Raw genomic sequence first — 13,436 nt, 5'->3', positions numbered from 1 at the left:
AGAATTTATTATGAAAAAGCATTTTTCACTCCGCAAAAAGATGGATTTGGAAGATATTATGCAGATGTGATTCTTCGAGATGTATTTGAAAATGAAATTAATCTTGTTGTTGATAATAAGTTATCAAAAATAAATGTAAAACCAGTTATAAATGTTTCAGCTGAAAGGTTAGATTTTGATACTCAAAAACCAGAAGGATTATTGCAATTATTGATTATGGCAACAACGGAACCTGGCGATATTGTTGCTGACTTTTTCTGTGGCTCAGGGACTACAATAGCAGCAGCAGAGAAACTTGGCAGAAGATGGGTAGGTTGTGATTTGTCAAAGTTTGCTATCCAAATTACAAGGAAAAGGCTTTTGGATATTTACAATTCGAAGAATTTACAGGATAAAGACAAGAAGTATGGCAAACCCGCCCGACCCTTTGAACTCTGGAATATAGGGAACTATGAAACAGTTTACTGGCAGGAAAGAGAGGATGAGTATCTTCTCTTTATGCTTAAATTGTATCAATCACAGCCTTTAAAGGGTTTTAGATATTTACATGGGAGAAAGGGAGATAGAGTAGTTCATATTGGTCCTTTAAAAGCACCGGTTACAATGGAAGATATTGAAAAAATTATAATAGAATGTCGAGCTAATAATTTCAACAAGATAGATGTCCTTGGGTGGGAATGGAGCTACGAGGTCAATGAACTAGCTAAAACATCGGCGAAGAAGAGTGGAGTTAATTTAAAACTTATTCAAATACCCTCTGTAAACGAAATAAAATCTTCCCTTGTTGGGTTTGATTTGCAGCTATTAAAAGTACCTGAACAGATAGTAGAGAAGGAATTAGTCAAATATATAAAATTCCCAGAAGTTGCTTATTTAGAAATTGAAAGTAAGTTAAACGGAAAAGAAATAATTCTAAAAATCATTGATTTTCAACTCTCGCCCACTGCAGAACTTGCAGAGATAGCAAGTAAGGTAAAAGATTCAAGGGAATTGATTGATTACTGGGCAATAGATTGGGATTATAAGGGAGATACTTTTCATAATCAATGGCAAAGTTTTAGGATGAAAAAGAATCCAAGAGTAGATTATCAAGCTATACACAAATACGATGATATTGGAGAGTATGAGATTATGGTTAAAGTGGTGGATGTATTTGGGAATGATACAAATAAAATTTTAAAGGTGGAAATAAAATGAAACCATCTGATTTATTGCGTCCAGAACAAAGACGACCAAGTAAGACATATTTAGCTAATGAGTTTCGTAAGGCAATTTTTGGTTGGCGTGAGCAAGGATATCCTGAAGTTAGCCCAACTACAAAAAGATTATTGGAATTCTGGTTTAGTGAGGACCATATTATAAATAATGAACCTTTTGTTTTTTGGTTTTGTCAAAGAGAAGCAATTGAAACGCTGATTTATGTGTATGAAGTTATAAAAAAACACAACTTCATAGATATGGCTAGAGACTTTGGTGCAGGGCCTATACAAGGATATGATCCCTCTTATGACCAATACCCTCTTTATGCATTTAAAATGGCAACTGGTTCAGGAAAGACATTTGTAATGGCTTTAGCTATCGTTTGGTCTTATTTTAATTATAAGAAAGAAAATAATAAAGATTATACATCCAAATTTTTACTTATAGCTGGAGAAAAAAATGTTATTTACGACAGGCTTCGCAGAGATTTTAAAGATGGTAAAATATTTAAAGAATTACCATTTATCCCTCCGGAATGGCAAAGAGAATTTGACCTAAAAGTTATTCTAAAGGAAGATCCAATACACGTTATTCCTGAGAGTGTTTTATTTTTAACCAACATTCAGCAGTTAGAGGAGAGAAAGAATAAAAAGAAAGAGGTTGAAGAATATGTAGATAGAGTCTATGAGTTGCCTTCGGTTTATAATGTTTCTGATATTTATCATGAAAATAGAATAAAAGAAGTCTTATTAACTTGCCCTAATGTAATGATTCTAAAGGATGAGGCCCACCATATATATCATTTTGAAAAAGCATGGAAGCAAATATTGGTAAGACTTAATAGAAATCTTGCTTCCAAATATGGACAAGGCATAAATATGGAGTTGGACTTCTCGGCTACACCTAAAACGGAAACCGGGGCTTTATTCCCCTGGATCATCGAGGATTTTTCACTCAAAGAAGCAATTGAAATGAATATTGTAAAATTACCGTTAAAAGGAATAGTTGCCGGAGCAGAAGAGATTGCTTCTACCAAAGCGGTGGAAAGATATCGAGCTTGGATTGATGCAGGAATAAGAAGATGGCGAGAATATAAAGAAGCATTAAAACCATTATCAAAAAAACCTGTGTTATTCTTTCAATGTCCTGAAAATAAGGAGGCAGATGAAATATTTAGATATGTTAACTCTGCCGTACCTGACCTAAAAGATAAAGTTTTATTAATTCATACAGATAGTACCGGAGAAGTAAAAAAGGCTGATTTGCCCAAAGCAAGAGAGTTTGCTAGAACCATTGATAACCCCGACACAGATAAAAATCCTTACGAGGCCATAGTCAGTACCTTGATGTTAAATGAGGGATGGGATGTAAGAAATGTAAATGTAATTGTGGGGTTAAGGTCTTATACTTCAAAAAGAAAGGTACTTCCAGAACAGGTCATAGGTCGTGGTTTGAGGAAAATGTTTCCCGAAGAGGAGGCAAATATAAAAAAATCAATAAATGTACTTGAGGTCATTGGCCCACCAGGATTAATAGATATTCTTGAAGAATTGGAATATCAAGAAGGTATAAAAATTGCTGAGTTTAATATAGACAAACCTCTTGAATTGACCACAATATTTGTTGATAAAAATAAATTAGATATGGACATTGAGTTACCCATTTTAAGCCCTAGAATTTATATAGGAGAATTTGATATAGATCCAAAAGAGATTGATCTTTTGCCTTCTTTAAAAATACCTTTAGAGAATAAAGTTTTAGAGATGAAATATATTGCCGTAGATATGCTTAAAGGGATGGAAGTTATAAGGAGAAAATGGAATTTACCTGTTCCCAAAGATTCAAAAAGTGTAATTGCTTATTATTCCTACCAAATACTTAAACAACTGTCGATCGGTGGCGCTTTTGCCAGCTTTCACCCTATAGTAAAAAGATATGTTATAGAAAAATTATTTACTAACAAAGTTGACCTTGAAGATCCTAGAGTTCTTTTTAAATTGAGTTCTATCGAGGTTCAAGAAAAGTTGATAAGTTTATTTGTTAATGCTTTGAGAGATAAGACTTTTATCAAGAAAGAACCCATTCAAAAGAGTGCTATAAAACTTTCGAAAACGAGTGCTTTTGTATGGTCAAAGTTGGTTTACCCAGCAAATAAGTGTATTTTTAATTACGTTCCTTGTGATAGTAATTATGAGGTTGACTTTGCAAATTTCTTAGATAACGCAGGAGATGTGGAAGCTTTTACCAACATTGTAGTAAAGAATGGATTTTATATAGAATATATTTCCGAAGAAAATCATTTGAGATTTTATTATCCTGATTTTGTAATAAAACTTAAAAACGGAGATTATTGGATAATAGAAACAAAAGGACTTGTTGATTTAGAAGTTCCTCATAAGGATAAAAGAGCAAAACAATGGTGCAAAGATACTTCTATCTTAACAAGAGAAAATTGGTCTTACATGAGAGTTAACCAGGAAGATTTTGAAAAATACAGATTTAAAAACGTTAAAGAATTAACTATGGCTTTACAGGGGCACTAAGGGCTTTTATAAATAGACAAAAATAAATTAGAGACAATTAGGGTAATTAGGGACATCCCATTCTCTTAAATAGGGAAGGCGTACCAAGCCAATAGGTCAGTAACTTTTAGTGGAAAACTCAAGGGTTGTCCTGGAAGAAAAGCAGAGAGAAATAATAAAAGAGTGGATTAATTCCGGAAGGATTAAAGCGCGATAAAAGACCATCACTTGTCACGCTTAAGGAGGATATAATGAAAATAATTAAGTACAAATATTCAGATATCGATAAGCCTGGTTGGTCTTTTGATGAAGTACGTTTTGGAGACGTTAATTTGTTAGTTGGGTTATCAGCATCAGGAAAAACAAGACTTTTGAATACAATATTTAATTTAGGGGCGTTTACAGTACGGCAGAATTTTTTTAAACATGGTCACTGGAATTTAGAGTTTGAGCAAGAGGATAAAAAATACAATTGGGAAATAATAACAAAAAGAATTTCATCAACTGCATCCTTGATAGCCAAGGAAACACTTTATGAAAATTCAAAGTTAATTATTAAAAGAGATGAGGATAAATTTATATTTAAAGATAAAGAAATACCGAAATTACCCTTACAACAAACGAGCATTTTTTTACTTAAAGAAATGGAATGTATTATGCCTATTTATGATGGTTTTTCTTCAATTATGAGAAGAGAATTTTTTGGAAATACGCTGAAAGAACAAGCTGAAAATAGACTCATCACTCAGGAAGTATCAGAAGAATTTAAAGTCGCTGCAGACCAGGGAAAGCAATATTTTCTATCAAAATTGTATAAACCGGGTCTCCCAGTTAGCGCGCGTCTTTACTTTTTAGAGAAACATTTTAAAGAAGAGTATAAAATTATAACTGATTACTTAAAATCAATTTTCCCTTTTATTGAAGATGTTTTGTTTTTGGAGATTACAGAATTTAAACCAAATTTTCCGATTAAAGGAAAAATGCCAATTTTTTGCATTAAAGAAAAACATGTAAATAAACAGATACCTTATGAAGAACTTTCTTCTGGTATGCAAAAGGTAATCCTTTTTCTAACTGATATAAAAACATTTCCAAAGGGTTCAATTTATTTAATAGATGAATATGAAAATTCACTGGGAATAAACGCGATAAATATTTTTCCTTCTTTTTTAAGTGAAGTTGAGCAAGATATACAATTTTTTATTACAAGCCATCATCCATATTTAATTAATAATATTGGAGTAAAAAATTGGTATATTTTACACAGGAAAGGTTCAAATGTTAAGTTTTTATATGGAGAAAAAAATATAGAGAGATTTGGAAAATCAAAACAAAAAGCTTTTGTTCAATTATTAAATGATTCGTTTTATAGAGAAGGAATTGAATGAATATTTATGTGGTAACTGAAGGTATTTGTGAAAAATCGATTTATATTAGTTGGATACCTTTAGTCAATCACACACTTTCTAATGTTGGAAAATTACAAGAAATAAAAAATAATAATTTTATAATCTTTAGTGGAGATGGTTATCCTCAATATTTTAAGATGATAGATTGCGCAATCGAGGATGTTAATAATTTAGGTAATATTGATAGATTAGTAATATGTATAGATTCTGAAGAGATGTCTTATAAGCAAAAATATGATGAAATATCAGAACATGTAAAAAGCAAAAAATGCATTGCTGAAATTAAAATTGTTATACAATTTTTTTGTTTCGAAACTTGGGCATTAGGAAATAGAAAGATTGTGCCTCATAATCCTAAGACAGAAATTGTAAAAAAATATAAAGGATATTTCGATGTATCAGATAATGATCCTGAATCATTACCGGAATATCCTCCTGAAAATTTAAATAGAGCGCAGTTTAGTGAAAAATATTTGAGAAAGTTATTAAATGATAACGGTCGTTTTACATACAACAAAGGTAATCCCGAATACCTTAAACACCATGTTTTTTATGAAGAAGTTAAAAAAAGACATCTTGAGACAAAACATATTATGAGTTTTAAATTTTTTTTAGAAGCTTTTTCTTGTTTAGATTAAGTAATTTTAATAATTAATAGACACACATCCCATTCTTAGACAGTTAATATTTCTTTTTAAATTAGATAAATAGGGAAGATATGAAAAAATTAAAGAAAATAAAGATGTAAGAGACCCTGATTATCGATTTATCGCTAAATACCAAGGACTATATACTGAAAAGTTTGAAATACAAGTTGAGGGTTGATGATTAATGAAATATAAAACAATTAAAAAGAATGCTTCTGTTTCTCGAGTTATCAAAAAATCTAAATTCTTGGGTTCTGCAGCGCCAGTTCAAGATGTATTGCAGGCAAAAGATTTTATAAAAGAAGTATCTAAAAACTTCAAAGATGCAAACCATAACGCGTTTGCTTATTCGGTTGGTATACAAAAAGAACTTTTTGCATTTAGTGATGACGGCGAGCCATCAAAGAGTGCCGGGAATCCTATATACTGCACAATAAAGGGCTTGGGTCTTACAAATACAGTGATTGTAGTGACAAGATACTTTGGAGGTATTAAATTAGGAATAGGCGGGTTGATTCGCGCTTATGGTGATACTGCAAAAATGGCGATTGAAGCTGCAGGTATTGTGGAAAAGAAGATTTTTACAAAAATTTCTTTAAGCTTTCCGTATAATGAATCTCGATTAGTAATGTATATGCTGGATAAATTCGGGGCAGAGGTGCTTAAGAGAAAATTCGGCGAAGAAGCAGAAATGTATATTAGTATAGATGAAGATTTAGTAGAACGGTTTATGAAGGAAGTTGCTGCTAAATCATATAAAATAAGGTTTAAAGATTTGTAGCAAAATGATGCATGATATTGCCAGGAAATGGGCTTTGTATCGGGCTGATAGCAGGAAGTTTTCTTAGCGAACGGCTAACTATTTAAGGGATAAAATAGGGGATAAATTATTGATTAAAAATTGACTTTTAAGCATAAATCAGATTAGAAACAGAGTAAGAATAGAATTTATTACTCGGATAATTTTGATGTTGCCTTGTAAAATTTTTCTCCTTTTAAGTCTATTTCTATAATTTTCTCTTCTCCTGTAAGAAGCTCAATATATTTTAAAATTTCATCTCTGTGAGCACCGAGTCCCTTCGCAAGGTCGTCAATTGTTTGCGGGCGTATTGCTATGCTATCAATAATTGCTTCTTCTAAATCTGCTCTGTATGCCTTATTCGTTTTTCTATCAAGTGGTTTTATAATCTCAGCATTGCTTTCGATAATCTTTCTTGCAAACTCTAATTCTTGATCTGTCAATGACCTGGCAAAACCAAAAGCAGGTGGGCGAACTACAGTGTTTATTTGTACCTCGTTAGCTTTAATCCTTTTAAGCACTTTATGCAGTGCGCGGGAATTTTCCTTTGTATCATTTACATCCTTTACCAGCATCACTTCAATCAAAAGTTTCCCTTTATACATTTCACTGAATTTTATAATTCCGTTAACAATATGCTGGATTGTTAGAGATTGCTCGGGTTGATTTACTCTTTTAAAATACTTTTCTTCTGCGGCATCAAGCGTGCACTTTACAAGATCTGCGTTAAGAAGCTCATCCCTTACATCTTCTCTGTAAAGCAAAGATGCATTGGTCAAAACTGCCACAGGAATATTGGTAAACTTTTTTATCTTCTTTATCATATAGCCGATTTTTGAGTTCAATGTAGGTTCGCCAGAGCCTGAAAAAGTAATATAATCAATATGTTGATTGGATTTCTTTAAAAAATTTTTCAATTCTAAAAGAATTTTCTCAGAAGAAATATACTCCTTCCTCTCTGTGGTAAGGAGAGTTGTTCTTGCTACTTCACAATAAACACAATCGAAACTGCAAACTTTTAATGGAATAGGGTCAATACCTAAAGAAATACCCAATCTTCGTGAGGGTACAGGGCCATAAATGTATTTATATTTCATTATTCTATACTTAACCTCTCATCTTCTATTTTGATTGTTCGACCAACACCATTTTGTATAAATCGCTCCTTGAACACGTCTTTGAAAATCTTTTTTGCAGCTTCTCCTGTGCAATGGGAAGGTGCAATATAATGTACTTTTTCAAAAAGATTTTCTGCAATTCTTTGTACTTTCCACCTATTTCTCCCGAGTAAATGAAAGCCTCCTATGAGAAGAAAAATAGATTTTCCAAATTTATCAGTAACAAAATCTACAATATTTTGTATGCCCGGGTGGGAGCATCCCACAATAAGAATCAAGCCATTCGGTTTTTGAAATACAAGTGCTTGCTCATTAGCAACCGAACGGAAAGGCAGCACTCCTGTAGAATAAACATTGGGATAAATTTCAAGGGTGTCCTTTATCTTTACAGAATTTGCTCCTGCCTTTTGTAATGTTTTGCTTAAATTAAAAGAGGAATACGGATAGTACACTACGCTATCTTTTTTTAATATAGTGGCTAATCCTCCTGTATGATCTAAGTGGAAATGCGAAATGAAAATTTTGTTAGGAAAAGAGATAGAAAGGGTTTTTGCATTATGTAAAAGGATATTTCCGTTGGCTCCTGTATCAAAAAGAATCGAATAGCCATCTTCTTGAACAAACAAAGAGAACCCCCAGTCTTCTTTTAAAGAAAATTGAGGGTTCAAAGAAACATTATCATAAAGAGTAGTAAGTATCATTTTTCTTTCAGCTTATTTATCCTCTCTATTAATTCTTTTACCTTTTCAACTAATTCCTTCAGATCGTTCTTTATTGTCTCTAAGTTCTCTCCTGAAATTGTTGTTTCCTGGGAGGGGGCTTCTTGTTGGAATCCTTTTCTCATTCCGTACCCTGCTTGTGTCATACGACCAGTACTGTGTAATTCATTTTTTTTGAATTTCTCTACTGCATCTTTAATGAGACCCGTAATTCCTGTAATCATTTCAACGCCTGCGCTTTGTAAAACTCCAGCAGAATTAGGACCAATATTTCCTGATATAACAGTCTTGACGCCTTTATTTACAACAAATTGTGCTGCCTGGATACCTGCACCTCCTCCCATCGTTACCGAAGGATTAGATAATGCTTCATAGCTGTCTTTCTCTGTATCATAAAATAGATAATAAGGACATCTTCCAAAAATTGGACTTATTACTCCGTCTGCTGTAGTTCCGCTCGATGCTATGCAAATAATCATAAAAGGCCTCCTTATTTTTTTTCTAATTCTGTTATTCTTCTCTCAATTTTTGAGAGAGCATCTGAAATTTCTCCTAATGCGCCATGCATTGCTGCAGTCTCATCTTCTTTAGAGGGCGTGCCACCATATCCATAAGGGGTAAAATAATCTTCTCTGTAATCAGGACGACTATAACCTGTAGCATAGTAAGGGTTTACGTGATTAGTGTAAGGATTACGTCTCCATCTTCTAACCCCAAAACCTCTACCAAAACCTCGACCTCTGCCATAACCTCTGCCCCATACAAAACCTGGAGCAACATAACCTACACAATACCCTAATCCTCTTCCAGTCATAGATCCTTGGCCTAATGGCCCTGTTCCGTCTCCACCTGGCATATTTCTCACCTCCTTTTTTGTGAAATTTCTTTAATTCTTTCTTGTTGTTCGGGTTTTAGCATCTTACATGCATCATAAGGTGCTTCCCACATTGCAATAGCATGGGCACAGTCCTGGCATGTAGGATAACCGCATTTCCCACAATCTGTCTTTGGTAAAATTTCATAAATAGCATTTACCACTTCCTTATTCTCTACATTCAAAGGACTACCAATATTATTTTGAACTGGTGGATTAACAGGAGAAATTCCTCTTCCTATTCCGCCAGTACGTCCTCGTCCTGCACCTCTACCACGGCCTCTTCCTGCTCCACCACCTCTTCTACCTGTCATTGGCCCTTTACCTAAAGGTCCTGTTCCGTCTCCAAGTGGCATATTCTCACCTCCTTTTTGTTGTTTATCATACTTTCCAAATACCTTTATATCAAGAACAGAAGTATTAAAACCATATTTTTCTTTAAGAGTTTCTTTAAATTTTTCTATGGTTTTGTTAAATTCTTTATCCTGATTTGAGAAATCCACTATTTCATTGCAATCAGTGTGGATTAAATGAATTCTCGCAGGATGCATTTGTCTTTTCAATTGGAAACATCTTTTTCCCCAGCCTACGTTAAGCGTCTCGACAATACCTTGTTCTTCAAACAACTTTAAAATTCTATAAACAGAAGCAAAACCAATCCCGGGATAGATTTTTCGTGCAGTATCAAATATTTGTTCAGCAGTGAGATGGTCATTGCTGCTTTCTAAAACAGACAGTACAACTTCTCTTGGCTGTGTGCTTCTAAATCTTCTTTCCTTTTTCATTTTTGTCTCTTTTTGAGAATGATTTTCATTATCAATTAAATTATAACCAGATATTTTTTTCTGTCAAGATATATTACATCTCTAATTTTTTTAATTAGAGTAAAAGGAAATTAAAAAAGAATGTTATTTGTAGTATCATAAATAACGCCTGATCCAATTGCTGCAATAGGCAGATTCTTAGTTGTATGAATCAAGAATATCGGTTAGTAGTAATAATTATTTCATATGTGTAATAAAAAATTAAAAAAAGAAAATCAAAAAATGATATAAATCAAGGAACAAGAAATAAAGTTTTTTTAAATAGTTCCTTGTTTGAAGTTAGATTTATTCAGATAAATACCTCAAAACATCATTGGATATTTTTTTTATCTCCTTTTTAACAGCGCCACAATTATCAGAATCGATAGGTGTAAGGTTCTTAGAAAGATTTTTTACAACACAACGATCAAAAGGAATCTTACCCATTATTTCTAACCCATTTTTATCAGCAAATTGTTGGATCTTTTCTGTGTTACTTTGATTTATATCTGCCTTATTAATTATAATTTTTGCGTTCACATTAAATTGTTTACACGTAGCCAAAATTCTGTCGAGGTCATGGATCCCTGATAAAGTAGGCTCTGTGACGATTAATGCGAGCGCTGCACTGGATAACGAAGAAATAACAGGGCAACCAATGCCCGGGGGACCATCAACAATAATACTCCTCAATCCTTTTTTCTTTGCAATAAGTTGAGCTTCACGTTTTACTAATGCTACAAGATTCCCTGAGTTCTCTGCACCTGGTATAAGCCGTGCATGTACCATCGTACCGAAAGACGTTTCCGATACATACCAATTACCTACGATTTGTGGATTCATCTTAATTGCATTAACAGGACATACGTATGTACAAAATTCACAGCCTTCGCACTTATAAGAATCAACTATAAAGTTTCCTTCTTTGTTTCTACTAATTGCGTTAAAACGACACTTCTTTTCACATTCGCCACACTGAATACACTTTTTTGTATCGATACTTGCAATAGACCCACCTTTAAATTCATCTTGCCTTAAAGGATCAGGTTTAAGGAGAATAAAAAGGTCTGAAGCATCTACATCTGCATCAACAATTACCTTATTAGGAATAAGTTTTGAGAGGCTTGTAGCTAAGGTTGTTTTACCCGTTCCTCCTTTTCCACTTAAAATTACTATTTCTTTTGCTCTATCCACTTGTATTAACTCCTTTCCGGATCTTTTCCATAATGTTAACAAAGAATTTTTCCCCATCAGGTAAAACGTCAACAACAGGTATTCCTTTAGAATAAGCCTCTGCTATTTCTCTACTAAATGGAATTTCCCCGAGGATAGTGATTTTCTCTTCTCTTGCATAATCTTTTATTAAACTGTTTCCTTCTTCATGTTTATTTACCAGTATACCAAATGGAAGTTTCATTTCCTTTACCATCTCTACGGCGAGCTTTAAATCGTTTAATCCAAATGGTGTTGGTTCTGTTATAAGGAGCACAAAATCCGTATCTCCAACAGATTCTACTACAGGACAGCTTGTACCTGGCGAAGAATCAATAATTGCATCTCTATCATGGGGTATATATTTTTTCATACCCCTGATAAGTGGCGTGCCAGATGCTTCACCAACATTCAAAATCCCTTCAATAAATAACTGCCCGTTTTTTTCTCCCTTTCTTATCCTGCCTTTTTCTTTTGGAACTTCCTCTATGGCATTTTCTACAGGACATACAAAGGAACACAAACCACAGCTATGACAAAGCTCAGGGAAAAATATTGCTTTTTTAACGGGTTTTAATATGGCAATTGCCTTATAAACGCATGCATCAGCACATTTCCCACAAAAGGTACATTTATCTTCGTGAATTAATGGAATAAGTTCCGTATAAGAAAATTCCTCTTTAATTACAGGTTTGATGAACAAGAAACCATTAGGTTCTTCTACATCTGCATCGACATATATCGTATTTTTATTAGATAAAGCAAGACTTACAGCAACCGTTGTCTTGCCGGTACCACCTTTTCCACTTGCAACAGATATCCACATACACTATACTCCTTTCAATAATATTAGGTTTACCTAACTTTTATTGTTTTTATTATATCAAAATTTTTTTATTCTTCAAATCGAAGTACGGTAATCTAATTTTTTATTTTTGGTTGTTAGAGCAAGGATTGCACATGAGGCAGAAAAGCTGTTTTTCGTGATATGCAGTGGCGAGGAAAAGACAACGCAACGACCACAAAAAAGAAAAAGATGAGCAACAAAATAAAAACAATGGTATCTTTTGTTAGTCTTGCATATAATTTAAGTGAGGCAATCGAATGAGTTTCGTATAGAAAATTATAAGGTGTAATACTGAGAGATAAAATTTTTGGGAAGAATTTAGCGAGATTTTTATAAAGTTCTACTTTTTTAATTTAGCTTGCGATGAATAGGTTTTGTAACTATAAAATAATTGTTTATACTAAATATATGATGTTGCTGAGAAATGGAATTTTTTTGTCTTTTTTTAGTTTCGTGTTGGGGCTAATAATAGGAAGCTTTATTAATGTTTTGGTGTACCGTGTGCCAAAAGGTGAATCCATTGTTTATCCTGCTTCGCATTGTCCTGAATGCAAACACCCTTTAAAGTGGTATGATTTAATACCTTTATTGAGCTATATTATGCTTTACGGCAAATGCCGTTATTGTGGACGTAAAATTCCCGTAAGATATCCCGTTATAGAGCTGGTTACAGGACTTGCCTTTATGGGTATTGCTTTGAGATATGGATGGTCTTTTAATCTTTTAAAATATGTCATATTTACAGGCTTACTCAGTACCGTTAGCTTTATCGATATATTTGATGGGGTTGTTCCGGATATCGTTGTGATACCCGGTGCAGCTATAGGGTTGATTTTTGCCATTATTCAAGGCAAAATAATGTTTTTGGATTCATTGTGTGGATTGCTTGTTATGGGCGGATTTTTTGTCTTAATTATATTAGTCACGCGTGGAAGAGGAATGGGACAGGGTGATGCAACATTGGGGGCTATGATTGGTGCGTTTCTTGGATTGAAATTTTCTATTGCTGCATTGTTTATTTCGGTTATAATTGGAGGCATAGGAGGAATAATTGCAATCCTTTTTATGAGGAAAAAACGAAACGATACAATGCCATTTGGCCCATTTCTTGCAATTGCTGCGTATATTATGCTGTTGTATGGTGTTGAGATCCTATCTTATTATCTATCTTTTTTTAATTTTTAGAGAATTTAAAACTTGACATAGAAAAATTGAGTAATATAATAAAAATTATAGTGTTGCAGTTGTACTTGACTAATTGTGTACATTAAGGGGAGAATAGAGAG

The 13,436-nt window shown here is 33.4% G+C and carries 13 protein-coding genes; 6 read left to right on the top strand and 7 right to left on the bottom strand.

Going from position 1 to position 13,436, the window contains the following annotated elements; all coding sequences use genetic code 11:
- The 5 genes from U9Q18_01470 to U9Q18_01450 form a co-directional block, all read left to right on the top strand.
- A partial coding sequence (locus tag U9Q18_01470) for a DNA methyltransferase (GenBank protein ID MEA3313025.1) occupies window positions 1-1,197 on the top strand: 1,197 nt, incomplete at its 5' end.
- A complete protein-coding gene (locus U9Q18_01465; protein MEA3313024.1) occupies window positions 1,194-3,743 on the top strand; it encodes a DEAD/DEAH box helicase family protein in 2,550 nt (849 codons plus the stop codon). The genes U9Q18_01470 and U9Q18_01465, both read left to right, overlap by 4 nt.
- A gap of 230 nt (window positions 3,744-3,973) precedes the next feature.
- Window positions 3,974-5,110, top strand: a complete 1,137-nt coding sequence (locus tag U9Q18_01460) for an ATP-binding protein (GenBank protein ID MEA3313023.1) — start codon at window positions 3,974-3,976, stop codon at window positions 5,108-5,110.
- Window positions 5,107-5,769 carry a hypothetical protein gene (locus U9Q18_01455; protein ID MEA3313022.1) on the top strand — a complete coding sequence of 221 codons (663 nt, stop codon included), beginning with the start codon at window positions 5,107-5,109 and terminating at the stop codon, window positions 5,767-5,769. Before U9Q18_01460 ends, U9Q18_01455 begins: the two co-directional genes overlap by 4 nt.
- Window positions 5,770-5,962: 193 nt before the next feature.
- On the top strand, window positions 5,963-6,559 hold the full coding sequence (locus tag U9Q18_01450; GenBank protein ID MEA3313021.1) for a YigZ family protein: 597 nt from the start codon (window positions 5,963-5,965) through the stop codon (window positions 6,557-6,559).
- Window positions 6,560-6,729: 170 nt separating this feature from the next.
- On the opposite strand, the gene U9Q18_01445 is transcribed toward U9Q18_01450, so the two are convergent.
- The 7 genes from U9Q18_01445 to U9Q18_01415 form a co-directional block, all read right to left on the bottom strand.
- Window positions 6,730-7,674 (bottom strand): radical SAM protein, encoded by a 945-nt coding sequence (locus U9Q18_01445; protein ID MEA3313020.1) that lies wholly within the window; start codon window positions 7,672-7,674, stop codon window positions 6,730-6,732.
- The gene (locus tag U9Q18_01440) at window positions 7,674-8,396 is read right to left on the bottom strand and encodes an MBL fold metallo-hydrolase (protein ID MEA3313019.1); all 723 of its coding nucleotides are present in this window, start codon (window positions 8,394-8,396) and stop codon (window positions 7,674-7,676) included. The genes U9Q18_01445 and U9Q18_01440 overlap by 1 nt, the downstream gene beginning before the upstream one ends.
- Entirely contained in the window at window positions 8,393-8,893 is a 501-nt protein-coding gene (locus U9Q18_01435) for a NifB/NifX family molybdenum-iron cluster-binding protein (GenBank protein ID MEA3313018.1), read from the bottom strand. Before U9Q18_01435 ends, U9Q18_01440 begins: the two co-directional genes overlap by 4 nt.
- Before the next feature lie 11 nt (window positions 8,894-8,904).
- The gene (locus U9Q18_01430; GenBank protein MEA3313017.1) at window positions 8,905-9,270 is read right to left on the bottom strand and encodes a DUF5320 domain-containing protein; all 366 of its coding nucleotides are present in this window, start codon (window positions 9,268-9,270) and stop codon (window positions 8,905-8,907) included.
- A 5-nt stretch (window positions 9,271-9,275) separates the two neighbouring features.
- Window positions 9,276-10,073, bottom strand: a complete 798-nt coding sequence (locus U9Q18_01425; protein MEA3313016.1) for a transcriptional repressor — start codon at window positions 10,071-10,073, stop codon at window positions 9,276-9,278.
- A gap of 324 nt (window positions 10,074-10,397) precedes the next feature.
- Window positions 10,398-11,285 (bottom strand): ATP-binding protein, encoded by an 888-nt coding sequence (locus tag U9Q18_01420; protein MEA3313015.1) that lies wholly within the window; start codon window positions 11,283-11,285, stop codon window positions 10,398-10,400.
- Complete coding sequence (locus U9Q18_01415; protein MEA3313014.1) at window positions 11,278-12,129, bottom strand: ATP-binding protein; 852 nt, start codon at window positions 12,127-12,129, stop codon at window positions 11,278-11,280. The genes U9Q18_01420 and U9Q18_01415 overlap by 8 nt, the downstream gene beginning before the upstream one ends.
- Window positions 12,130-12,558: 429 nt before the next feature.
- On the opposite strand from U9Q18_01415, the gene U9Q18_01410 reads away from it, so the two are divergent.
- Window positions 12,559-13,335: a prepilin peptidase gene (locus U9Q18_01410; protein MEA3313013.1), complete on the top strand. Its 777-nt coding sequence runs from the start codon at window positions 12,559-12,561 to the stop codon at window positions 13,333-13,335.
- Window positions 13,336-13,436: the final 101 nt, after the last annotated feature.

This window comes from Caldisericota bacterium (genome assembly GCA_034717215.1).
Lineage (GTDB): Bacteria > Caldisericota > Caldisericia > Caldisericales > Caldisericaceae > UBA646.
Note: the sequence above shows the minus strand (reverse complement) of the source record. Positions and strands in the feature narration are given on the sequence as shown.

What these genes read in the sequence shown, in the direction of transcription:
- U9Q18_01465 (MEA3313024.1), top strand. Translation starts at nt 1,194, where the DNA reads ATGAAACCATCTGATTTATTGCGTCCAGAACAAAGACGACCAAGTAAG.
- U9Q18_01460 (MEA3313023.1), top strand. Translation starts at nt 3,974, where the DNA reads ATGAAAATAATTAAGTACAAATATTCAGATATCGATAAGCCTGGTTGG.
- U9Q18_01455 (MEA3313022.1), top strand. Translation starts at nt 5,107, where the DNA reads ATGAATATTTATGTGGTAACTGAAGGTATTTGTGAAAAATCGATTTAT.
- U9Q18_01450 (MEA3313021.1), top strand. Translation starts at nt 5,963, where the DNA reads ATGAAATATAAAACAATTAAAAAGAATGCTTCTGTTTCTCGAGTTATC.
- U9Q18_01445 (MEA3313020.1), bottom strand. Translation starts at nt 7,674, where the DNA reads ATGAAATATAAATACATTTATGGCCCTGTACCCTCACGAAGATTGGGT.
- U9Q18_01440 (MEA3313019.1), bottom strand. Translation starts at nt 8,396, where the DNA reads ATGATACTTACTACTCTTTATGATAATGTTTCTTTGAACCCTCAATTT.
- U9Q18_01435 (MEA3313018.1), bottom strand. Translation starts at nt 8,893, where the DNA reads ATGATTATTTGCATAGCATCGAGCGGAACTACAGCAGACGGAGTAATA.
- U9Q18_01430 (MEA3313017.1), bottom strand. Translation starts at nt 9,270, where the DNA reads ATGCCAGGTGGAGACGGAACAGGGCCATTAGGCCAAGGATCTATGACT.
- U9Q18_01425 (MEA3313016.1), bottom strand. Translation starts at nt 10,073, where the DNA reads ATGAAAAAGGAAAGAAGATTTAGAAGCACACAGCCAAGAGAAGTTGTA.
- U9Q18_01415 (MEA3313014.1), bottom strand. Translation starts at nt 12,129, where the DNA reads ATGTGGATATCTGTTGCAAGTGGAAAAGGTGGTACCGGCAAGACAACG.
- U9Q18_01410 (MEA3313013.1), top strand. Translation starts at nt 12,559, where the DNA reads ATGATGTTGCTGAGAAATGGAATTTTTTTGTCTTTTTTTAGTTTCGTG.